Source organism: Pseudoduganella aquatica (assembly GCF_009857595.1).
Lineage (GTDB): Bacteria > Pseudomonadota > Gammaproteobacteria > Burkholderiales > Burkholderiaceae_D > Rugamonas > Rugamonas aquatica_A.
On record NZ_WWCU01000053.1, the window covers coordinates 1 to 22,034 of the forward strand.

A 22,034-nucleotide genomic window follows, 5' to 3' on the forward strand; every position below is an offset into this window, starting at 1 on the left:
TCAAAGCCTGATGACCATAGCAAATCGGTCCCACCCCTTCCCATCCCGAACAGGACCGTGAAACGATTTTGCGCCGATGATAGTGCTGCAACCAGTGTGAAAGTAGGTTATCGTCAGGCTAGTTATATTAAAAAAGCCCGCTAGTGAACTAGCGGGCTTTTTTTCGTCTATACGCCCCAAACAATGTCATGGCCGTCAGAAATGGCGGCGCGCAGCATTTCCAGCAGGGGAAACACGCGGGTGGCGAAGCCGATGTGCTGCTTTTCCGTCAGCGGCTCGTCGTCGTCCAGCGCGGCTGTCGAGTGGGTCTTGTCGTGGTGGTGCTCTATGTCCTGGTCGGGGTGAAGCTTGCTGAGCGCAACTTCATGCTCCAGCGCAGCCAGTGCGCCCGCCGCTTCCGCCGCCGTGATTACGCCGCGCGTGGGACTCTTGTTCAGCAGTTCCAGTATGCGCTCGGCATGTTCCTTGTACATCATGACCGCTGGAGAGGATTTGGATTTGAATGTGATCATGGCGTTTCCCCACTCTTGTTGTGCGTGTTCAAACGATAACACGACTTTCATCCGCGCACATCAGTTCGGCTTGAACGAGCGCATGAACATCTCGATCTCGTCGTTCAGCATGTGCTTGTCCCGGCCCACCACGATCAGCTGGTAGACCCGTTTGTCGCTAGCAATGAAGCGCCCGACCATGCGCAGCGCTTCGCCGTTGCGCGATCCCTTTGCATCCACTTCTATCGCTTGCGGCTGCTGGCCTTGCTTTGCGGCCAGTTTTTCGGTGGTGATGGTGCCGTTGATATTGGCGACCATGGCGGTTTTCATGGCGGCAACCGCAGCCTGGGCCTGGGCGGCATCGGCCATTTCGGCGGCGCCCACGGCAAAGGTGACGCCGTCCACTTCCGCCGCCGCCATCTGCATGTTCACGGTGGCGCCGCCCAGATTGATGCTGCGCGTGTGCGTCGCCGGCTTGGCCGGGAACAGCACGGCATAGGGCGCTTCGGTGCTGCGGAAGTCGCGCCAGTCGAATTTGGGGCTGCAGGCGGCGAGTGCGGCACAGGCCAGCGCCGCGCCCAGGGCCGCGCGAACGGCAGTGGTGATTTTGGTATCCATAAGGTGATGGTATCAGGCGGCAAGCGTGTCCGCCATCGGCGCTACATATCGAGCAGGGCGCGGCGGAACTGGATGGCCTGGCTGACGTGGTGGGCCGTGATGGCGGAGGAATGGTCCAGGTCGGCAACGGTGCGCGCCATCCGCAGCACGCGGTGATAGGCGCGCGCCGACCAGTGCAGCTTGAGCATGCTGTCGCGCAGCACGGCCCGGCCTTCGCGGTCCAGCTTGCAGTGCCGTTCGATGTCCCGCGTGCCCATCAGCTGATTGGTTTTGCCCTGGCGGGCCTGCTGGATACTCCAGGCTTGCTGCACGCGCGCGGCCACCACGGCCGAGGTTTCGCCGTTCGCCGGCGCTTCGAGTTCGTCCGGAGAGAGCGGCTGGACCGAGATCAGCAGATCCATGCGGTCCAGCAGCGGCCCCGATATCCTGCCCTGGTAGCGCAGGATGACGTCCGGCGGGCAGTGGCATTTTCCGCTGGGATGGCCGTGGTAGCCGCAGGGGCAGCCATTCATGGCCGCCAGCAGCTGGAAGCGGGCCGGGAAGTCGGCGCGGTGGGCGGCGCGGGAGATGGTGACCTTGCCCGATTCCATCGGCTCGCGCAGCACTTCCAGTACGCGCCGGTCGAATTCGGGCAGCTCGTCGAGAAACAGCACGCCCCTGTGCGCCATGGAAATTTCTCCCGGATGGGGCACGCTGCCGCCGCCTACCAGCGCCACGCCGGACGAGGTATGGTGAGGCGCACGAAAGGGACGAGCCTTCCAGCTGCCGGCATCGAAATTGCCGCTGAGCGATTGCACCGCCGCCGCTTCCAGCGCCTCTTCATCCGTCATGGCGGGCAGCAGGCCGGGGAAGCGCGCGGCCAGCATGCTTTTGCCTGTGCCCGGCGGACCGACCAGCAGCACGCTGTGGCAGCCGGCCGCCGCCACTTCCAGCGCGCGCTTGACGCCGGCCTGGCCTTTGACGTCGGACAGGTCCGGATAATCCGGCGCCAGTGCTGGCGCGGCAGGCTGGTGGCGCTGCAGTGCACCGCTGCCGTCGCCCCGGTGGGCGAAGTGGGCGCACACCTGCGTGAGCGACGTGGCCGGGTAGATCAGCGCATCGCCTACCAGCGCCGCCTCGTCGGCGTTGGCCAGCGGCAAGATGAAGGCGCGCCGCTTGCTGCGGGCGCTGCGGTGCATGGCGTAGGTCATGGCCAGGGCACCGCGTATCGGCCGCAGCTCGCCCGACAGCGACAGCTCGCCGGCGAATTCATAGTCGCGTAGAGGCGTAGTGGGAATTTGGCCGGACGCGGCCAGGATGCCGAGCGCGATCGGCAGGTCGAAGCGGCCCGATTCCTTGGGCAGGTCGGCCGGGGCCAGATTGACGGTGATGCGCTGGGCCGGCATCTCGAAGCCGGCGTTCTGGATCGCCGCGCGCACCCGGTCGCGCGCCTCCTTCACTTCGGTTTCCGGCAAACCCACCATGGCGAAGGCGGGCAAGCCGTTCGCCAGGTGGACTTCGACGCTGACTTCGGGCGCCTCCATGCCCGCCAGCGCGCGGCTTCTCAGTACGGCGAGACTCATGCGTTTCCCCTCGGCGGCCAGGCGATTGACTATCTTAGCGCGCTGCCCAGCCCGTGTTTTTGAGGCCGCGCAAGGCGGCGGCGTCGCAATGTCGTTATTGCCACAAAGTTGATTGCGCCTGTTTGCGGACGAGCATAGACTTGGTAGAAAGTTGTAAGAGAATTCCTACGCATGCCTTATTCATTAAGGGGGTCTATCATGTGCAAATCGCTCCGCGCCGCCCATATCTGCAGCGCTTTCTTGCTGGTGCTATGCCAGCTGATGCTGGCCGGCGCGGCGCGCGCCGCCGGTCCGGACGACGTGGTCGGCATGGTGCTGGACGTGCAGGGCAGCGGCGAACTGCTGCGCAGCGGACGCTCCAGCAAGCTGCAATTGCTCAGCTATATCAAGCCGGGCGCGCAGTTCAAGCTGGAGGCCGGCAGCAAGGCCTCGCTGTCGCATTACGGCGCCAAGCTGATCTACCAGCTGGTGGGGCCGGTGCTGGCCGAGGTCGGCGAGGACGGCGTGAAAGTGCTCAACGGCACGCCTGCCACCACCAAGTCGCTGGCGGAAAAAGTGGTGGCCGCCGCCGTGCATCCGAACATGGGGGCGGCGGCGTTCAAGATGCGCTCGCTGGGCCAGGAAATCGCCATCCAGTCGCCGATCAACCGCAGCGTGCAATTGGGGGCGCGGCCCCGCTTCCAGTGGAGCGTGCCCGAACCGGCCAGTTTCCAGCTGATCCTGACCGAAGCGCCGGAACGCGTGGTGGCCAAGGCCACAGTGGAAGGCTCGACCTGGGATCTGCCGCCCGGCACCACGCTGGCGGCAGGCAAGGAATACCGCTGGACCGTCAGCTATACGGCGCCCGACGGCCAGCAGCGCTCGGCAGCGGCCGACTTCACGGTGGCCGCCCAGGCCGATGCCGACGCCATGCGCGCGCTCAAGCCCGGCGCGGGCGCGGCGGTGGATGAGTGGGTGCTGTACGCCGCCATCCTGCGCGACCGCCAGATGCTGGACGAGGCGCGCCAGGTCTGGCGCGACATCGCCGCCCAGCGCCCGGACCTGACCACCGCCCACACCATGGCGCGCTAGTTCCGCCACTGTGGCTGCGCACCCGTCCGCCAGGCTGGCCGCCGCCGGCATCAACGCCGCCGCGCTGGCGCTGTGCACGCTGCTGGCACTGCTGGCCGCCCCGGCGCTGGACCAGCGCCTGCTGGACGCCCAGTTCGCCCTGAACCGCGCCTGGTTCCCGCAGCCGGTGCAGACCGACGTGGTGCTGGTGGGCATAGACGAGGCCTTCCTGGATACGGTGGAAGAACCGCTGACCCTGAGCCACCGCTACCTGGCCGCCTTCCTGGACGCCACCAGCGAAGCGGGCGCGCGCGTGATCGCGCTCGACCTGGTGCTGCCGGAAAAGCGTTTCGACACCCTGATCTCGGCACACGAGCCGGACTTCGACTTCCACCGCACTCTGCTGGCGGGGTTGATGCGCACGCTGCCGCGCAGCAAGCTGGTGCTGGCCAAGGTGTGGGACACGGAACGCAGCCACTACCGCGACATCCAGCTCGACTACGCCGCTGTGCTCAATACCCAGCAGGACGGCGTGCAGGCGCTGGCCTCGGCGCTGTTCTGCAGCGATGACGACACCCGCATCCGGCGCTATCCCGACCCCGGCTGGAATTGCCTGCCGGACCGCAGCCCCTACACCCTGTCCAGCGAAATCAGCGCGGCCATGGGCAAGCGCCAGCAATGGAGCGGCTTGATCAATTACCAGATCGGCCCCGCTTTCCGCTATCTGCCGCTGCAGGAGGTGCTGCGCCTGGCCGAGCGCGGCGGCAAGGAGCAGCTGCGCGCCATGTTTGCCGGCAAGGCGGTGCTGGTGGGCACGGTGCAGGACGACACCGACCTGCTGAACCTGCCGGCCGCGATTGCGGCCTGGCGCGAGGGGCGGCGGCTGCCGGGCGTGCTGGTGCACGCGCAGGCCGTGCGCAGCATGCTCAACCAGGGGCTGATCCAGCCGCTGGGGCCGGCCTGGGCCTGGGGCATGGCGGCGGCCGGCGCGCTGTTCTGGTTCCATGCGGCGGTGGCGCGCAAGGTGCTGCTGGCCATGCTGGCCAGCGCGGCGCTGCTGGCGGCCAGCAATATCCTGCTGCGCCAGGGTTTGTGGATTGCGCCCAGCGCCATGCTGGCCAGCCTGTGGCTGGCTGTGCTGTCGCGCTCGGCGGACCAGGGCTGGCGCAACTTCAGCGAAAAGCAGCGCCTGCGCCGCACCTTCTCCGGCTATGTCAGCCCGCAGGTGATGCAGCAAATCGTGGAGGGCGGGGTGGACGCGCGCAAGCAGGGCGCCAAGGTGGAGGTGTGCGTGCTGTTCTCGGACATCCGCAACTTCACCAGCATGAGCGAGCTGCTGCCAGCCGAGCAGGTGGTGGCGCTGCTGAACCGCTATTTCGGCCGCATCACCTCCATGGTGCACAAGCATGGCGGCACGGTGGATAAATTCATCGGCGACGGCATGATGGCGTTTTTTGGTGCGCCCAATGAATTGCCCAGCCCGGAGAAGGCGGCGCTGGAGGCCGCGCGCGACATGCTGGCCGAACTGGCCCAGCTGAACGCCGAGCTGCGCGCCGAAGGCAAGGCCGAGCTGGCGATGGGCATAGGCCTGCATAGCGGGCCGGCGGTGATAGGCTATATCGGCTCCAGCCACCGGCACGAATACACGGCCATCGGCGACACGGTGAATGTGGCGTCGCGGCTGGAGGGGCTGTGCAAGCAGCTGGGCTATCCCATTATCTGCTCGGGCGCCGTGGCCGAACGGCTGGGGCCGGACGGCGCCGCCATGCTGTCGCCGCTGGGCGAGCATGGCTTGAAAGGGCATAGCGCGGTGCCGGTCTACGGCTGGGACCCGCAGGCGGCCGGCGCCTGAGGCGGCTACTCCGTATTACTGCGGCGGCAGCTTCGCTTCCAGCTCCGCCAGGCGCGCTTCCAGCAGCTCCAGCTTGGCGCGCGTCTTGGCCAGCACTTGCGCCTGGATGTCGAACTCCTCGCGCGTCACCAGATCCAGCTTGGCGAAGCCCTGGGTCATCATCGATTTCACGTTTTTCTCGATATCCTTGGCCGGCGAGCTCTCGATGGCCTGGTTGATCTTGCCTTGCAAGTCATTGAAGAAGTTGTTCATGTCCATGATGTTTCCTAGATTGATGTGTTTTCGCACCATCCCGGTGCGATGCCAGTAAATTAAGCATTAATATGGTGCGGAATACTCTCTCTGCCGCGCTGCCATTCCTGTAATTCCCGCTAACTATCTAACAAGCTTGCATGAAGTCAGCTGGCACGCATTCTGCTAAAGAGGTAGTGAACGCTTAGGCTTAGCCTGGATTTTAAACCGCAACCGCTCCAAAAGTTCAAACTAAAGGATATCGCCATGAAATACATGACCAAGCACCTGACTCTTGCAGCAGCAATCACTCTCGCGATGGCTAGCCTGGGAGCCGGTCTGGCCCGTGCGGAAGACGCTCCAGCGGCGAAACCGGATAACGAAGTGTCCTACAACGTGGCACTGACCACCGACTATCGCTATCGCGGCATTTCCCAGACCCGCCTCAAGCCTGCGCTGCAAGCCGGCGCGGACTGGGTTAACAATCCAACCGGCTTCTACGCCGGCACCTGGGCGTCGAGCATCAAGTGGATCGACGATGCGGGCGGCGACGTGAACCTGGAATGGGATATCTACGGCGGCAAGCGCGGCGACATCGGCGGCGGCTTCAGCTACGACGTGGGCGGCCTGTACTACTTCTACCCGTCCAACGGCCTGCATCCTAGCGCCAACACCTTCGAACTGTACGGCGCCATCAGCTATGGCCCGGCCACGCTGAAATACTCGCGCTCGACCACCAATCTGTTCGGCTTTGCCGACAGCAAGAACAGCGGCTACTTCGACGCTTCCGTCAACCAGGAAATCCAGGACGGCTACATCCTCAACCTGCACGTGGGCCGCCAGAACGTGAAGCACAACAGCGTTTCCAGCTACACCGACTGGAAAGTGGGCGTGACCAAGGATTACGGCGTGGTTACTGTTGCGCTGGCGGCCGTCAAGGCCAGCACCGATGTCTACACCTCGCCGCGCAATGGCAAAGATCTGGCCAAGATGGGCGCTGTGCTGACCGTTTCCAAAACTTTCTAAGCGAGGCACCCCATGAAACTAATTACCGCCATTATCAAGCCCTTCAAGCTGGACGAGGTCCGCGAGGCTTTGTCGGCGATTAATGTGCAAGGCATTACCGTGACCGAAGTGAAGGGCTTCGGCCGCCAGAAGGGCCACACCGAACTGTACCGTGGTGCTGAATACGTGGTCGACTTCCTCCCCAAGACCAAGATCGAAGCGGCGGTGGACGACGCGGTAGTGGAGCAGGCCATCGAAGCGATCGAAGGCGCGGCCCGCACCGGCAAGATCGGCGACGGCAAGATCTTTGTCTACAACCTGGAACAGGTTGTCCGTATCCGTACCGGCGAAACCGGCAACGACGCTCTCTAAGGGGAACTTTGAAATGAAGAAAACCATAACAAAATTGCTGGCCGGGGCCGCTGTCCTGTTTGCCTTTAGCGCGGCGCTGCCGGGCTACGCGCAAGATGCCAAGCCTGCCGATGCACCTGCCGCCAGCGCAGCTGCCGCCTCCGCGCCAGCGGCGCCGGCCGCCGCCGCGCCTGCGGCAGCACCCGCCGCCGCGCCGGCAGCAGCTGCGCCGGCCGAAGCGCCTGCCGCGCCAGCTCCGGTGCCGAACAAGGGCGACACCGCCTGGATGTTCGTCGCCACCCTGCTGGTGATCCTGATGACCATCCCTGGCCTGGCCCTGTTCTACGGCGGCCTGGTGCGCTCGAAAAACATGCTGTCCGTGCTGCTGCAGGTGTTCATGGTGTTCGCCGTGATCATCGTGCTGTGGTGCATCTACGGCTACTCGCTGGCGTTCACCGAAGGCGGCGCCTTCTACGGCAAGTTCGACCGCCTGTTCCTGAACGGCATCTGGGATCCGGTCAAGGGCGTGTTCAGCGTGGCGGCCACCTTCAGCAAGGGCGTCGTGATTCCTGAGTTCGTCTTCGTGGCCTTCCAGGGCACCTTCGCCGCCATTACCTGCGGCCTGATCGTCGGCGCCTTCGCCGAGCGCGCCAAGTTCACCGCCGTGCTGGCCTTCATGGTGCTGTGGTTCACCTTCTCGTATCTGCCTATCGCCCACATGGTCTGGTTCTGGACCGGTCCGGACGCGATCAAGGACGCCGCCACCGCCGCTGTTGAAGGCGCGAAAGCGGGCTTCATCTTCCAGAAAGGTGCGCTGGACTTCGCCGGCGGCACCGTGGTGCACATCAACGCCGCTGTGGCCGGCCTGGTTGGCGCCATCATGATCGGCAAGCGCGTCGGCTACGGCCGTGAATCCATGGCGCCGCACTCGCTGACCATGACCATGGTGGGCGCTTCGCTGCTGTGGGTGGGCTGGTTCGGCTTCAACGCCGGTTCGGCCCTGGAAGCGGGCGACATCGCCGCGCTGGCCTTCATCAACACCCTGCTGGCAACCGCTTGCGCCACCGTGTCGTGGGTCTTCGGCGAGTGGATCACCAAGGGCAAGCCATCCATGCTGGGCGGCGCGTCCGGCGCAGTGGCCGGCCTGGTGGCCATCACCCCGGCAGCCGGCTTTGTCGGTCCGATGGGCGCACTGGTGATCGGCCTGCTGGCCGGCATCGTCTGCCTGTGGGGCGTGAACGGCCTGAAACGCCTGATCGGCGCCGACGACTCGCTCGACGTGTTCGGCGTGCACGGCGTGGGCGGTATCCTGGGCGCGGTGCTGACCGGCGTGTTCGCTGCTCCTTCCCTGGGCGGCCAGGGCATCTTCGACTACGTGGCCAACAAGGCTTCGGCTGACTACTCCATCAGCGGCCAAGTGATCACCCAGCTGACCGCAGTCGGCATCACCATCCTGTGGTCGGCCGTGATTTCGGTTATCGCCTACAAGCTGGTGGACATCGCCATCGGCCTGCGCGTACCGGAAGAAGAGGAACGCGAAGGCCTGGACATCACCAGCCATGGCGAGTCCGCGTACCACGCTTAAGCTGGCACGTGTTTTTTCAGTAAAAATGCAGTAAAAGGCGCCCGAAAGGGCGCCTTTTTGCATTTCCGGCCTTTAAATTGGCGTTTTTGCCCCGATTTGGTGAGCTCGCGCGGTAAGATTAGACAGTTTCCCCAGTTGTTAAGGATGTAGCCATGGTTCCCCACCTCGTCACGGCCCTGACCGGACCGCTGCTCGACCTCGAAGAAAAAATCCTGGCCGCCACGCCGGCCATTGAGCGCTGGTTCCGCCTCGAGTGGCAGGAACATACGCCGCCGTTCTATTGTTCGGTGGACTTGCGCAATGCCGGCTACAAGCTGGCCCCGGTGGACACCAATCTGTTCCCGGGCGGCTTCAACCACCTGGCCAGCGAAATGCTGCCGCTGTCGGTGCAGGCCGCCATGGCCGCCATCGACAAGTACTGCCCGGACGCGCGCAACCTGCTCTTGATCCCGGAAGTGCACGACCGTCATCCGACCTACCTGGAAAACGTGGCGCGCCTGATGCAGATCTTCCGCCAGACCGGCCTGCACGTGCGCCTGGGCTCGCTGTCCCCGGACATCACCCAGCCGACGCCGCTGGCGCTGCCTGACGGCAACATGCTGGTGATTGAGCCGCTGGTGCGCTCGGCCAACGGCCGCCGCCTGGGCCTGAAGGATTTCGACCCGTGCACCATCCTGGTCAACAACGACTTGTCGGCCGGCATACCGGACATCCTGCAGAACATCCACGAGCAGAGCCTGCTGCCGCCGCTGCACGCCGGCTGGGCGCTGCGCCGCAAGAGCAACCATTTCACCGCCTATGACGAGGTGGTGAAGAAGTTCGGCAAGCTGATTGGCGTGGACCCGTGGATGCTCAATCCCTTCCACGCCAAATGCGGCGGGGTGGACTTCGACAGCGGCGAAGGGCTGGATTGCCTGGCCACCAATGTGGACGCGGTGCTGGCCAAGATCCGCAAGAAGTACAAGGAATACGGCATCAAGGACCAGAAGCCCTTCGTCATCATCAAGCCGGACGCGGGCACCTACGGCAAGGGCATCATCTCGATCCGCGACGCGGCCGAGCTGAAGGACCTGTCGGCGGCGCAGCGCAACAAGATGTCGGTGGTGAAGGACGGGCGCGTGGTGTCGGACCTGAATATCCAGGAGGGCGTGCCGACCTTCGAGAGCATCAAGGATGCGGTGGCCGAGCCGGTGGTCTACATGATAGACCGCTACGTGGTGGGCGGGTACTACCGCGTGCACGCGGAGCGCGGCGTGGAGCAGAACCTGAACGCGCCGGGCTCGCAGTTTGTGCCGCTGGCGTTCGCTCAGCAGCACGCGGTGCCGGATTTGAAGGCCAAGCCGGGGACGGCGGCGCCTAACCGTTTCTACGTGTACGGTGTGGTGGCGCGCCTGGCGCTGCTGGCCGCGTCGCTGGAGATGGAACGCACCGATCCGAATCCCGAGGTTTATTGACGCGTTGGCGGGTTACGGCTGCGCCTAACCCGCCCTACGAACCGTCGCCGATCCGGATGCCGTAGGGCGGGTTAGGCGGCACGCCGTAACCCGCCATTGCAAACTCGGCTAAAATCAGGCATTACTCCGACTGGACGCGCCCATGAAAATTGCATTCCTTGCCGATCCGCTGGCAGGCTTTAAGACCTACAAGGATTCGACTTACGCCATGATGGTGGAGGCGGCGCGCCGCGGCCACGCGCTGTATGCCTTTGAACAGAAGGACATGGCGCTGAACGAGGGCACCGTGACGGCGCTGGTGTCGCGCATCACCCTGACCGGCGACGCCCACGACTGGTTCCGCGCCGAGCCGCAAGAGGAAACCCGCCTGGACGCCTTCGACGCCGTGATCCAGCGCAAAGACCCGCCGTTCGACATGGAATACGTCTACGGCACCTATCTGCTGCAGCTGGCCGAGAAGCAGGGCGCGCGCGTGTTCAACCGCCCGTCCGCCATCCGCGACCACAACGAAAAGCTGTCCATCGCCCAGTTCCCGCAGTTCACCGCGCCCACGCTGGTGGCCTCGAGCGAGGCGCGCCTGCGCGCCTTCCACCAGCAGCACCAGGACATCATCCTCAAGCCGCTGGACGGCATGGGCGGCGCCGGCGTGTTCCGCGTCAAGGCCGACGGCCTGAACCTGGGCGCCATCATTGAAACGCTGACCGACAACGGCAAGCGCACCATCATGGCCCAGCGCTACATTCCCGACATCGTCAAGGGCGACAAGCGCATCCTGGTGATCGGCGGCAAGCCGGTGCCGTACTCGCTGGCGCGCATCCCGCAGGCCGGCGAAGTGCGCGGCAACCTGGCAGCCGGCGGCACCGGCGTGGCCCAGCCTTTGACCGCGCGCGACCTGGAAATTGCCGAAACCCTGGGCCCGGTACTGGCGGCGCGGGGACTGTTGCTGGTAGGATTAGATGTCATTGGCGAAAACTTGACGGAAGTGAACGTCACCAGCCCGACCTGCTTCCAGGAGATCACGGAGCAGACCGGTTTCCAGGTCGCGGCCATGTTCATCGATGCGGTCGAGGCGCATAGCCAGGCAGCCCAGGTATAAGAAGGCGAATATGGTAGGCATACTGCTTATGACCCACGCGCCGCTGGGGCAGGCTTTCATCGCGGCCTGCAACCACGTGTTCCGGGGCGTGACGGAGCGGCTGGAGGCGATCGACGTGATGGCGGACCAGGACCTGGAGGAAGTGCAGGCGCTGGCGGCCGCCGCCATCAAGCGCCTGGACGCCGGCGACGGCGTGCTGGTCATCACGGACGTGAAAGGCGGCACGCCCGCCAATTGCTGCAACAAGCTGGCCGACGCGGGCCGGGTCGAGGTGATAGCGGGCATCAGCCTGCCGATGCTGCTGCGCGCCATCACCTACCGCCGCGATACGCTGGACGTGGTAGTGGAAATGGCCTTGGCCGGCGCCCAGAGCGGCGCGGTAAGGGTGGACAACCGGATCAGGGTGGTTTAACCCTATTTTGAGACGACTATAAAAATGATTCAGCAAGAACTCGAAATTATCAACAAGCTGGGCCTGCATGCCCGCGCTTCCGCCAAATTCACCCAACTGGCAGCCAAGTATAAAAGCGATGTCTGGCTGACACGCAATGCCCGCCGCATCAACGCCAAGTCCATCATGGGCGTGATGATGCTGGCCGCCGGCAAGGGCGCCAAAGTCATGCTGGAGGCCGACGGCGCCGATGAAGGCGATTGCATCGCCGCCCTGTCCGCACTGGTGAACGACAAGTTCGGCGAAGGCGAGTAAATGCCGGACGACCGCAGCGCTACGCAGCAATCCCTCCGTTTTCTGACAGGCCCGCCCATGGCATCGTTCACCCTACACGGTATTCCTGTTTCGCGCGGCATCGCCATCGGGCGCGCGCATTTGCTGGCGCCGGCGGCGCTGGACGTCAAGCACTACCTGGTGCCGGAGGAACGCCTGGAGGCGGAAGTGCTGCGGCTGCAGGAAGCGCTGGCCACCGTGCACCGCGAGCTGCAAACGCTGTGGAACGAACTGCCGCAGGACGCGCCGACGGAACTGGGCGCTTTCATCGACGTGCACGTGCTGATCCTGTCGGACCCCTTGATTTCCGAAGCGCCGCTCGACATCATCCGCACCCGGCACTACAACGCCGAGTGGGCGCTGCTGACCCAGATCGACGAGCTGTCGGCGCAGTTCGACGAGATTGAAGATCCCTATCTGCGCGAGCGCAAGGCCGATATCCAGCAGGTGGCCGAGCGGGTGCTGAAGGTGCTGATGGGCAGCGAGCCGCTGCAGGCCCGCAGCCCCGGCGACGCGGACGATTTCCAGGCCCAGATGATCGTGGTGGCGCACGACATCTCGCCGGCCGACATGCTCAAGTTCCGCGACCGCTCCTTTATCGGCTTCGTCACCGACGTGGGCGGCCAGAACTCGCACACCGCCATCGTGGCGCGCAGCCTGGACATTCCGGCGGCCGTCGGCATGTCGCAGGCCTCCACGCTGATCGAGCAGGACGACTGGATCATCATCGACGGCGACGCCGGCGTGGTGATCGCCAATCCGAGCGCGCTGGTGCTGGAGCAGTACCGCGAGCGCCAGATGACGCAGGCGCGCGCGCGCAAAAAGCTCAACAAGCTGAAGAAAACCGCCGCCGTCACCAAGGACGGCACGGCCATTACGCTGCTGGCCAATATCGAACTGCCGGAGGACTGCGAGTCGGCCATGGAGTCCGGCGCCAACGGCGTCGGCCTGTTCCGCTCCGAGTTCCTGTTCATGGGGCGCGACGCGCGCATCCCGACCGAGGACGAGCAGTTCGAGCAGTACAAGAAAGCCGTGGTGGCCATGAAGGGCCGCCCGGTCACCATCCGCACGCTGGACATCGGCGCGGACAAGCCGCTGGACCAGGCCGAGCACACCGCGCTCAATCCGGCGCTGGGCCTGCGCGCCATCCGCTACTGCCTGGCCGAGCCGCAGATTTTCCTGAGCCAGCTGCGCGCCATCCTGCGTGCCTCGGCCTTCGGCAAGGTGCGCATCCTGATACCGATGCTGGCGCACGCCTTCGAGATCGACCAGTCGCTTGCCATGATAGAGCAGGCCAAGGGCCAGCTGCGCGACGCCGGCGTGAAGTTCGACGCCAATGTGGAGGTTGGCGCCATGATCGAAATTCCGGCCGCCGCGCTGGCGCTGCCGATGTTCGTCAAGCGCATGGACTTCCTGTCCATCGGCACCAATGACCTGATCCAGTACACGCTGGCGATCGACCGGGTTGATTATGAGGTGGCGCACCTTTACAATCCCCTGCATCCCGCAGTGCTGCAACTGATCGCCATGACCATTTCGGCCGGCCACAAGGCCGGCATTGACGTGGCCGTGTGCGGCGAAATGGCGGGCGACGTCAAGCTCACCCGCCTGCTGCTGGGCATGGGGCTGCGCGAGTTCTCCATGCATCCGGCGCAGCTGCTGTCGGTCAAGCAGGAGATCCTCAACAGCGACCTGGCGCGCATCGTGCCGCAGACCCGCAAGGTACTGCGCTCGATGGAGCCGGGCGCCATCGCCGACGCCGTGGCCGCACTGCAGGCGATGTAACGCTAACAACAAAGCAAGCCTGCGGAACCCATCCTCGCGGTTCCGCATTGATTATTGGCCCGTGGGGCCGCGCAGTATTTATTCTGACCACCCATGCCTTCCATAGGAATCGTATCGCCGAAAACCATGCATTTCGCGGAGCCGCTGCAGCTGCAAAGCGGCGCACAGCTGCGCGACTATATGCTCATGTATGAAACCTACGGCACCCTGAACGCGGACAAATCCAACGCGGTCCTGGTGTGCCACGCTTTGAACGCCTCCCACCACGTGGCCGGCGTGTATGCCGACCAGCCCAAGAACGTGGGCTGGTGGGACAATATGGTCGGTCCCGGCAAGCCGCTCGACACGGACCGTTTCTTCGTCATCGGCGTGAACAACCTGGGCTCCTGCTTCGGCTCGACCGGCCCGATGCACAACAACCCGGCCACCGGCAAGCCTTACGGCGCCGCCTTCCCCGTCGTCACGGTGGAGGACTGGGTGGCGGCGCAGGCGCGCCTGGCCGACCAGCTGGGCATTGCGCAATTTGCCGCCGTCATGGGCGGTTCGCTGGGCGGCATGCAGGCGCTGGCCTGGTCCATCATGTACCCGGACCGCCTGCGCCATTGCGTGGTGATCGCCTCCACGCCCAAGCTGTCGGCGCAGAACATCGCCTTCAACGACGTGGCCCGCACCGCCATCCTGACCGACCCGGACTACCACGGCGGCGACTTCTACGAGCACGGCGTGGTGCCGAGGAACGGCCTGAAAGTGGCGCGCATGATAGGCCACATCACCTATCTGTCGGACGACGACATGGCCGAGAAATTCGGCCGCAAGCTGCGCGGCGTGGAGGACTACAAGTTCGGCTTCGGCGTGGACTTCGAGATCGAATCCTATCTGCGCTACCAGGGCGACAAGTTCTCCGAATACTTCGACGCCAACACCTATCTGCTGATTACCAAGGCGCTGGACTACTTCGACCCGGCGCGCCGCCACGGCGGCGACCTGGCCAAGACGCTGGCGGCCACCAAGGCCAAGTTCTTCCTGGCTTCCTTCACCACCGACTGGCGCTTCTCGCCTGAGCGCAGCCGCGAAATCGTGCAGGCGCTGATCAGCAACCGGCGCGAAGTGACCTACGCCGAGATCGACGCGCCGCACGGCCACGATGCTTTCCTGCTGGAGGACGAGCGTTATATGAACATGGTGCGCGCCTATTACGAACGGGTTTGGAAGGAACAGGCATGACTTTTGACGATTTGAGCAGCGCGCGGCCGGACCTGGCCTTTATCGCCCACTGGGTGGGCAAGGACGCGCACGTGTTGGACGTGGGCTGCGGCGACGGCGTGATGATGGACTATCTGCAGAGCGACAAGCGCTGCAGTGGCTACGGCATCGAGATCGCCGACGACAAGGTATTGGAGAGCACCAAGCGCGGCGTGCAGGTGATCCAGCACGACATGGAGAACGGCCTGGGCCTGTTCGGCGACAATTCCTTCGACACGGTGTTGTGCCTGTCCTCGCTGCAGATGATGAAGCACGTCGAGCCGCTGCTGCGCGACATTGTGCGCGTGGGTAAAGAGGCCATCGTCTCCTTCCCCAACTTCGCCTACTGGCCGCACCGCGTGGCGCTGCTGAAGGGCCGCATGCCGGTATCCGAATCGCTGCCTTACGAGTGGTACGACACGCCCAATGTGCGTTGCGCCACCATCAGCGACTTCCGCGAGCTGGCGGAGGAGGTGGGGCTGGAGGTGATGGAGTGCGTGGCGCTGGCCGAAGGCAAAATCGTCACGGTGCTGCCGAACCTGCGTGGCGAACTGGCCGTATTCCGGCTGCGCAAGAAGGCTGCGCATTGACGGTGCTTTATTGTATGCTAGCGCCGATAAAGTCTTTGGAATAGCACACCATGAAACGCCTGAATTTCAACGCCGCCATGCTGGCGCTGGTAGTCTGCAGCGCCGGCTTGGCTACGCTGCCCGCCGCTGCCGCCGCGCCTGCGCAGGATGGCATTCCCGTCGAAAGCATGTCCAGGTTCCGCGGCCTGGCCAGCGCCGAGCAGTTCGACGCGCAGTCCAAGCAGCAATACCTGCAGCTGATGAGCGAGGCCCAGAAGAAGGGCGCGCTGCTGCCCGACGGCGATCCGCGCGTGGTGCGCTTGCGCGCCATCGCGCGCCGCATCGTGCCCTTCGCCACGCGCTGGAATCCGGACGCGGCCAACTGGAAGTGGCAGGTCAACCTGCTGGATGCGCCCACCGTCAACGCCTTCTGCATGCCGGGAGGGCGCATCGCCTTCTACACCGGCATCCTGTCCAAACTGAACCTGACCGACGACGAAGTGGCCATGGTGATGGGCCATGAAATCGCGCACGCGCTGCGCGAACATGCGCGCGAGCAGGCAGGCAAGACCACCGTCACGTCGGTGGGTTCGCGCCTGCTCGGCGCCGGCCTGTCCGCCTACTTCGGCGTCGATCCGCGCCTGGGCGAAGTCGGCAGCGACCTGTTCACCAAGGGCTGGGCGCTCAAGTATTCGCGCGACGACGAGCGCGAGGCGGACCTGGTCGGCATGGACCTGGCGGCCCGCGCCGGCTTCGATCCGCGCGCCGGCGAGGTACTGTGGCAAAAAATGGGCAAGGCCAGTTCCGGCGCGCCGCCGGCGTTCTTCTCCACCCACCCGGCGGGCAAGGAGCGCATCCAGCGCATGAGCGAATCGCTGCCGCTGGTCATGCCGGTGTACGCGCGCGCCAAGGGCGTGCAGCAGTCCGCGCTGCCGCCGTACAGCACCACGCCTGCGCCGAACTGAGATGCCGCCCACGCAAGCCAAGCCAGGCGCGCCGCTGCCGGTCCGGGACGGCGTGGCCCCCAGCTATCTGTGGCTGCCGGAGGGGGACTGGCCGGACATGCTGTCCTTCCTGCTGGCGCGCTATCCGGCCGTGACCGAGGCCGCGTGGCGCGACCGCATGGCGCGCGGCGAAGTGGTGGACGGCGAAGGCCGCCGCCTGGAGCCGTCCAGCCGCTACCGGCGCGGCATGCGCGTCTTCTACTACCGCGAACTGGAGCAGGCCGAAACGCCCATCCCCTTCAAGGAGGAGATCCTGTTCCAGGACGAGCATCTGCTGGTGGTGGACAAGCCGCATTTCCTGCCAATGACGCCGGGCGGCCGCTTCCTGCAGGAGACGCTGCTGGTGCGCCTGAAAAAGAGCACCGGCCTGCAGGACCTCACGCCCATCCACCGCCTGGACCGCGAGACCGCCGGCGTGGTGGTGTTTTCGTCCAATATCGCCAGCCGGGGCGCTTTCCAGTCGCTGTTCCAGAAGCGGGAAGTGCTGAAGGAGTACGAGGCGCTGGCGCCGCGCCTGCACGGACGCGATTTCCCCTTTACCTACCGCAGCCGCATGGAAGATGGCGAGAAATTCTTTGTGATGAAGGAAGTGGCGGGCGAGCCGAATTCGGAAACGGTGATCGACGTGATCGAACACCGGGAAGACGCCACCTTATACCGGCTGTGGCCGCATACCGGCCGCAAGCACCAGCTGCGTTTGCACCTGGCCTCGCTCGGCGTGCCCATCGTGAACGACGCCTTCTATCCGGTGGCCCTGCCGTGCAAGCAGGACGACGTGTCGCAGCCGCTCAAGCTGCTGGCGCGCTCGATTACCTTCCCGGACCCGGTGAGCGGCGGCGTCCGCCATTACGAAAGCCGCCGCAGCCTTTAGTGCTTAGTCGGCGTGGTAGTCGATGATGAGCGGCGCGTGGTCGGAGAAGCGCTCGTCCTTGTAGATGGCCACCTGGTGCGCCTTGCTGGCGATGCCTTTGGTTGCCACGTGGTAATCGATACGCCAGCCCACGTTCTTCGCGTAAGCCTGGCCGCGGTTGCTCCACCAGGTGTACTGTTCTTCGCGCTTGTCCAGGCCGCGATGCACGTCGACATAGCCAACTTCGTCGAACACGCGCGTCATCCAGGCGCGCTCTTCCGGCAGGAAGCCGGAATTCTTCTTGTTGCCCTTCCAGTTCTTCAGGTCGATCTCGTGGTGCGCGATATTCCAGTCGCCGCAGATCACCACTTCGCGGCCTTCCGCGTGCAGCTGCTTCAGGTGTTCGATGAACAAGTCCATGAAGCGGAACTTGGCTTCCTGGCGCTCCGGGCCGGACGAGCCGGACGGGCAGTAGACCGAAATCACCGTCAGCGGGCCGAAGTCGCAGCGCACGTAGCGGCCTTCCGCGTCGAACTCCGGGCTACCAAAGCCTATCATCACCGCATCGGGCTCGATCTTGCTGTAAACGCCGGTGCCGGAATAGCCTTTCTTCTCGGCGTAGTGGAAATGGCCGTGGTAGCCGCCGGGGTTCAGGAACTCGGGCGTCATGTCGGTGGCGACCGCTTTTAGCTCCTGTACGCAGACGAAGTCGGCATCTTGCGTTGCCATCCAGTTGAAGAAGCCTTTGGTGGCGGCGGAACGGATACCGTTCAGATTTGCTGAAATGATTTTTGGCATAGGGGCACAGGGATTAAAATACAGGCACTTACTACTGACGAGGCATTATGAAAAATTTACGGCAAGAGTTTATCGCGTTTTCCGTGGCAACGGGAGTTTTGCGTTTTGGCGAGTTCACCACCAAGGCGGGGCGCCAGTCGCCTTACTTCTTCAACGCCGGCCTGTTCCATGAGGGCGCCACCCTGGCCCAGCTGGCCCAGTTCTACGCGCAGACCCTGCTGGACTCCGGCGTGCAGTTCGACATGCTGTTCGGCCCTGCCTACAAAGGCATCACGCTGGCGTCCGCCACGGCGGTGGCGCTGGCCGGCAAGGGCCGCAACACCTCCTTCGCCTTCAACCGCAAGGAAGCCAAGGACCACGGCGAAGGCGGCACCATCGTCGGCGCCAAGCTGCAAGGCAAGGTTGTCATTATCGACGACGTGATCTCGGCCGGCACCTCGGTGCGCGAATCGGTGGCCATGATACGCGCCGCCGGCGCCGAACCGGCCGCCGTGCTGATCGCGCTGGACCGCATGGAGCGCGGCGCCAAGGACGGCGTAATGTCCGAGCTGTCCGCCGTGCAGGAAGTGGCGCAGACCTACGGCATCCCGGTCATCTCCATCGGCAACCTGGACGACTTGTTCACCTATCTGTCCGGTGCTACAGCCGATCCAGCCTTGCAGCAATATAAAGAAGCGGTGGCGGCTTACCGCGCCCAGTACGGCGTGGCATAAAACCACAGCGAACCACGGTTGCGCGGCGCGCCGGTGCGCCGCGCTTTACAGTGCGCAAGCATATGCTAGACTGTGTTTTCTTTGCCGTAACATTGATGATGGGGCAACAATGAATATTGCAACGCTGAAGGTGTACGGCGACAGCCAGGCGCTGGCCGACGTGCGCGACGGTCTTCCGGCTGAACCGGATAGCGACTGGAAGAAGGGCGATGTGCGGCCGGACGGCCGTGTGCGCATCGATGCCGGCTTCTATGTCAACCTGGGCACGGACAAGAATCCGATGACCCTGCTGAAACAAGTGCACGGCTTTCTGATGGAATGCCAGGCACGCGGCATTTCCTTCACTGCGTCGAATATCGAAGCAGAATTGCGCATCGCCTACGTCGGCGACGCCACTCCCGGCGCTCCCACGCTGGATTTCTCTTTGGCGGAATTGAATCTGCTGATAGAGATGGGCATTACGCTCAGTATTGCATCCTGATGCGCTTTTCCGAAGACAGGCTGGCCCGGTTTAAAGGACGGGGCGGGGCGGAACGCGCCATTCATGTCTGGGAACCTTCGCAGCCGCGCGCCGTTATTATGGCGCTGCATGGCGCAATGGCGCATGCCGGCGATTATGTTACTCCCGCGCTGTATTTCCGCAGCCACGGCATTGCCACCGCCAGTTTTGATATGTGCGGGCACGACGGCAAGCGCCGCGCCGATATTCCCGACTTTGATATTTTTCTCGACGAGGCAGAGCTGTTTCTGCAGTGGGTAAAGAAGAATTATCCGGATCTTCCCATATTTATTATGGGGCATTCGATGGGGGCGTTAATTGCCACCAAATTCGGCCTGGAACGCCTGCGCCGCAGCGATGAGGTGCAGGGGTTTATATTATCTTCCCCGTATTATGTGAATGCGGTGCGGATTTCTCCGCTGCTGCAGAAAATGTCCGGCCTGCTGGCCCGATTGGTGCCTCGCATGAAAGTGCCGCTGGCGTCGTTTACCGATGTATTGACGCACGACGCGGCAATTACGGCCCGCCATTATGCCGATGAAAGCGACGGCACCCGCGCCACGGAATTGACGGTGCGGTTTGGCCATGCGTTAAGCGAAGCGCAAAAAGGGCTGGCCGAGAAAATGGCCGGCTGGCGCTATCCTTTATTCGCGGTGGTTGCGGGCGACGACAAGCTGGCCGACGCCAAGGCGGCGGAAACCATACTGACCTCGATAGATGGCAATCTGCTGCGCTATAGCTACCAGCTGAAGAATTACCACGAGAATTTCAACGAGTCCAATCGCGAAGAAATCTTCGCCGATATCCTGGACTGGATGCAGCCCCGCATCGGTTCCTGAGCTCCCATAGTAGACGCCCTGCCTTTGAGCGGCTTTGTTCGGCCATTTCATGCCAGATGTTGGCGCGATTGTGCTCAAAAGTGGCAGGTTACGCTCCGCTAACCCGCCCTACGTCCATCCCAGCGATAACTGCGGAATTCGTAGGGCGGGTTAGCGCAACGCGCGTAACCCGCCAGAGCCGCCAATAAAAAAAGGCGCCCGCAGGCGCCTTTTGCATTTCAGCTGAATGAATATCAGCCAGCCAGCTTCTGTTTCAACAGTTCGGTCAGCTGTGCCGGATTTGCTTTGCCCTTGGACGCTTTCATGGCCTGGCCGATCAGCGAGTTAATGGCCGCTTCCTTGCCTGCACGGTATTGCTCCACCGATTTCTCGTTGGCGGCCAATACTTCATTCACAATGGCTTCCAGCGCGCCGGTATCCGAAATCTGTTTCAGGCCCTTGGCGTCAATAATTGCATCCACCAGGTTTTCATCCGGCGAATTGGCTTCCCACATGGCCGCAAAGATTTCTTTTGCGATCTTGTTGGAAATGGTGCCGTCGGCAATACGCTTCAGCATGGCTGCCAATTGCTCCGGTTTTACCGGCGCTGAGCCAATCTCCGTATTTTCACGGTTCAGCGTGGAGGAAACATCGCCCATCAACCAGTTGGCTGCAGCTTTGGCATTTTCCTTGCCGGCTTTTGCCACCACGGATTCAAAATAAACCGCCATGGCTTTGGAGGCGGTCAATACCAGCGCGTCATATTCCGGCAACGCATATTCTTCAATAAAGCGCGTGCGCATAACACCCGGCAGTTCCGGCATATCCGCTTTTACGCGCGCAATCCAGTCCTCCGAAATAGCCAGCGGCGGCAGATCCGGATCGGGGAAATAACGGTAATCCTGCGCGTCTTCCTTGCTGCGCATCTGGCGGGTTTCTTTTTTATCCGGATCGTACAAACGGGTGGCTTGCACCACGGTGCCGCCGTCTTCGATCAATTCAATCTGGCGGCGTACCTCAACGTGAACGGCTTCTTCGATAAAGCGGAAGGAGTTCAGGTTTTTAATTTCGCAGCGGGTGCCGAATTCGGTCGCGCCTTTAGGACGGACGGACACGTTAATATCGCAGCGGAAAGAACCTTCCTGCATATTGCCGTCGCAAACGCCCAGCCACATCACCAGGCCGTGCAGCGCCTTGCAATAGGCCACGGCTTCGGCCGCGCTGCGGATTTCCGGCTCGGAGACGATCTCCAGCAGCGGGGTGCCGGCGCGGTTCAGGTCGATGCCCGACATGCCCTGGTAGTCTTCGTGCAGCGACTTGCCTGCGTCTTCTTCCAGGTGGGCGCGGGTCAGGTTGACGGTCTTGGTGACGAATTTGCCATCCTTCTCGTAGCCGAAGGTCAGTGCGCCGCCGATGACCACTGGGTCTTCGAACTGGCTGATCTGGTAGCCTTTTGGCAAGTCAGGATAGAAGTAGTTCTTGCGCGCAAAGATGGACTGCGGCGCGATCTTGCCGCCCACGGCCAGGCCGAAGCGGATGGCGCGGTCCACGGCCATTTTGTTCATGACCGGCAGCACGCCCGGCAGCGCCAGGTCAACCGGGCTGGCCTGGGTATTGGCTTCGGCGCCGAATTTGATCGGCGAGCCGCTGAAGATTTTGGATTCGGTGGTGAGCTGCACGTGGTTCTCAATACCGATGACGACTTCCCATTCCATATTTCTGTTCTCTCAAGTAAGG

The 22,034-nt window shown here is 63.5% G+C and carries 23 protein-coding genes and 1 rRNA gene; 18 read left to right on the forward strand and 6 right to left on the reverse strand.

The genetic code is table 11. The features are described from left to right. The first annotated feature begins 6 nt into the window (after positions 1-6). Positions 7-119 (forward strand): 5S ribosomal RNA (gene rrf / locus GTP77_RS27315). A 48-nt stretch (positions 120-167) separates the two neighbouring features. Here rrf and GTP77_RS27320 read toward each other — a convergent pair. Genes GTP77_RS27320 through GTP77_RS27330 form a run of 3 tightly spaced genes read right to left on the reverse strand, consistent with a single transcriptional unit; the run spans position 168 to position 2,671 of the window. Then, complete coding sequence (locus tag GTP77_RS27320; protein ID WP_161075314.1) at positions 168-512, reverse strand: DUF1840 domain-containing protein; 345 nt, start codon at positions 510-512, stop codon at positions 168-170. A 60-nt stretch (positions 513-572) separates the two neighbouring features. After that, positions 573-1,109 (reverse strand): hypothetical protein, encoded by a 537-nt coding sequence (locus GTP77_RS27325; protein ID WP_161075315.1) that lies wholly within the window; start codon positions 1,107-1,109, stop codon positions 573-575. 41 nt (positions 1,110-1,150) lie between these two features. Continuing rightward, a complete protein-coding gene (locus tag GTP77_RS27330; RefSeq protein WP_161075316.1) occupies positions 1,151-2,671 on the reverse strand; it encodes a YifB family Mg chelatase-like AAA ATPase in 1,521 nt (506 codons plus the stop codon). 198 nt (positions 2,672-2,869) lie between these two features. Here GTP77_RS27330 and GTP77_RS27335 point away from each other — a divergent pair, with 198 nt between their 5' ends. Next, a complete protein-coding gene (locus GTP77_RS27335) occupies positions 2,870-3,742 on the forward strand; it encodes a hypothetical protein (protein ID WP_161075317.1) in 873 nt (290 codons plus the stop codon). A 10-nt stretch (positions 3,743-3,752) separates the two neighbouring features. Continuing rightward, on the forward strand, positions 3,753-5,573 hold the full coding sequence (locus GTP77_RS27340; protein ID WP_161075318.1) for a CHASE2 domain-containing protein: 1,821 nt from the start codon (positions 3,753-3,755) through the stop codon (positions 5,571-5,573). A 15-nt stretch (positions 5,574-5,588) separates the two neighbouring features. On the opposite strand, the gene GTP77_RS27345 is transcribed toward GTP77_RS27340, so the two are convergent. After that, positions 5,589-5,831, reverse strand: coding sequence for an accessory factor UbiK family protein (locus GTP77_RS27345; RefSeq protein WP_161075319.1), 243 nt, complete (start codon positions 5,829-5,831; stop codon positions 5,589-5,591). A gap of 240 nt (positions 5,832-6,071) precedes the next feature. On the opposite strand from GTP77_RS27345, the gene GTP77_RS27350 reads away from it, so the two are divergent. From GTP77_RS27350 to GTP77_RS27405, 12 genes are all read left to right on the forward strand, one after another. Further along, positions 6,072-6,830, forward strand: coding sequence for a TorF family putative porin (locus GTP77_RS27350; RefSeq protein WP_161075320.1), 759 nt, complete (start codon positions 6,072-6,074; stop codon positions 6,828-6,830). 12 nt (positions 6,831-6,842) lie between these two features. Further along, positions 6,843-7,181, forward strand: a complete 339-nt coding sequence (locus tag GTP77_RS27355; RefSeq protein ID WP_056398174.1) for a P-II family nitrogen regulator — start codon at positions 6,843-6,845, stop codon at positions 7,179-7,181. A 13-nt stretch (positions 7,182-7,194) separates the two neighbouring features. Further along, positions 7,195-8,745, forward strand: coding sequence for an ammonium transporter (locus tag GTP77_RS27360; RefSeq protein ID WP_161075321.1), 1,551 nt, complete (start codon positions 7,195-7,197; stop codon positions 8,743-8,745). Between the two features lie 152 nt (positions 8,746-8,897). Continuing rightward, a complete protein-coding gene (gene gshA / locus GTP77_RS27365) occupies positions 8,898-10,199 on the forward strand; it encodes a glutamate--cysteine ligase (RefSeq protein WP_161075322.1) in 1,302 nt (433 codons plus the stop codon). Between the two features lie 142 nt (positions 10,200-10,341). Beyond that, on the forward strand, positions 10,342-11,295 hold the full coding sequence (gene gshB / locus GTP77_RS27370; RefSeq protein ID WP_161075323.1) for a glutathione synthase: 954 nt from the start codon (positions 10,342-10,344) through the stop codon (positions 11,293-11,295). A 10-nt stretch (positions 11,296-11,305) separates the two neighbouring features. Beyond that, complete coding sequence (locus tag GTP77_RS27375) at positions 11,306-11,707, forward strand: PTS sugar transporter subunit IIA (RefSeq protein WP_161075324.1); 402 nt, start codon at positions 11,306-11,308, stop codon at positions 11,705-11,707. A 24-nt stretch (positions 11,708-11,731) separates the two neighbouring features. Continuing rightward, positions 11,732-12,001 carry an HPr family phosphocarrier protein gene (locus GTP77_RS27380; protein WP_093552146.1) on the forward strand — a complete coding sequence of 90 codons (270 nt, stop codon included), beginning with the start codon at positions 11,732-11,734 and terminating at the stop codon, positions 11,999-12,001. A gap of 57 nt (positions 12,002-12,058) precedes the next feature. After that, entirely contained in the window at positions 12,059-13,804 is a 1,746-nt protein-coding gene (gene ptsP, locus GTP77_RS27385) for a phosphoenolpyruvate--protein phosphotransferase (protein ID WP_161075325.1), read from the forward strand. A 126-nt stretch (positions 13,805-13,930) separates the two neighbouring features. Beyond that, positions 13,931-15,028 carry a homoserine O-succinyltransferase MetX gene (gene metX / locus GTP77_RS27390; protein ID WP_228896552.1) on the forward strand — a complete coding sequence of 366 codons (1,098 nt, stop codon included), beginning with the start codon at positions 13,931-13,933 and terminating at the stop codon, positions 15,026-15,028. Continuing rightward, positions 15,025-15,636: a methionine biosynthesis protein MetW gene (metW, locus tag GTP77_RS27395; protein WP_161075327.1), complete on the forward strand. Its 612-nt coding sequence runs from the start codon at positions 15,025-15,027 to the stop codon at positions 15,634-15,636. The genes metX and metW overlap by 4 nt, the downstream gene beginning before the upstream one ends. A 50-nt stretch (positions 15,637-15,686) precedes the next feature. Then, positions 15,687-16,580: a M48 family metallopeptidase gene (locus GTP77_RS27400; protein ID WP_161075328.1), complete on the forward strand. Its 894-nt coding sequence runs from the start codon at positions 15,687-15,689 to the stop codon at positions 16,578-16,580. A 1-nt stretch (position 16,581) separates the two neighbouring features. Further along, on the forward strand, positions 16,582-17,490 hold the full coding sequence (locus GTP77_RS27405) for a pseudouridine synthase (protein WP_161075329.1): 909 nt from the start codon (positions 16,582-16,584) through the stop codon (positions 17,488-17,490). Between the two features lie 3 nt (positions 17,491-17,493). Here the strand turns inward: GTP77_RS27405 and GTP77_RS27410 are convergent, their stop codons facing one another. Beyond that, the gene (locus tag GTP77_RS27410) at positions 17,494-18,267 is read right to left on the reverse strand and encodes an exodeoxyribonuclease III (protein WP_161075330.1); all 774 of its coding nucleotides are present in this window, start codon (positions 18,265-18,267) and stop codon (positions 17,494-17,496) included. A gap of 47 nt (positions 18,268-18,314) precedes the next feature. On the opposite strand from GTP77_RS27410, the gene pyrE reads away from it, so the two are divergent. From pyrE to GTP77_RS27425, 3 genes are all read left to right on the forward strand, one after another. Further along, a complete protein-coding gene (gene pyrE, locus GTP77_RS27415) occupies positions 18,315-18,980 on the forward strand; it encodes an orotate phosphoribosyltransferase (protein ID WP_161075331.1) in 666 nt (221 codons plus the stop codon). A gap of 109 nt (positions 18,981-19,089) precedes the next feature. After that, on the forward strand, positions 19,090-19,461 hold the full coding sequence (locus GTP77_RS27420; protein WP_161075332.1) for a DUF4279 domain-containing protein: 372 nt from the start codon (positions 19,090-19,092) through the stop codon (positions 19,459-19,461). Then, positions 19,461-20,318, forward strand: coding sequence for an alpha/beta fold hydrolase (locus tag GTP77_RS27425; protein ID WP_161075333.1), 858 nt, complete (start codon positions 19,461-19,463; stop codon positions 20,316-20,318). The genes GTP77_RS27420 and GTP77_RS27425 overlap by 1 nt, the downstream gene beginning before the upstream one ends. A gap of 233 nt (positions 20,319-20,551) precedes the next feature. Here GTP77_RS27425 and gatB read toward each other — a convergent pair whose 3' ends face one another. Next, positions 20,552-22,012 carry an Asp-tRNA(Asn)/Glu-tRNA(Gln) amidotransferase subunit GatB gene (gene gatB / locus GTP77_RS27430; RefSeq protein WP_161075334.1) on the reverse strand — a complete coding sequence of 487 codons (1,461 nt, stop codon included), beginning with the start codon at positions 22,010-22,012 and terminating at the stop codon, positions 20,552-20,554. Positions 22,013-22,034: the final 22 nt, after the last annotated feature.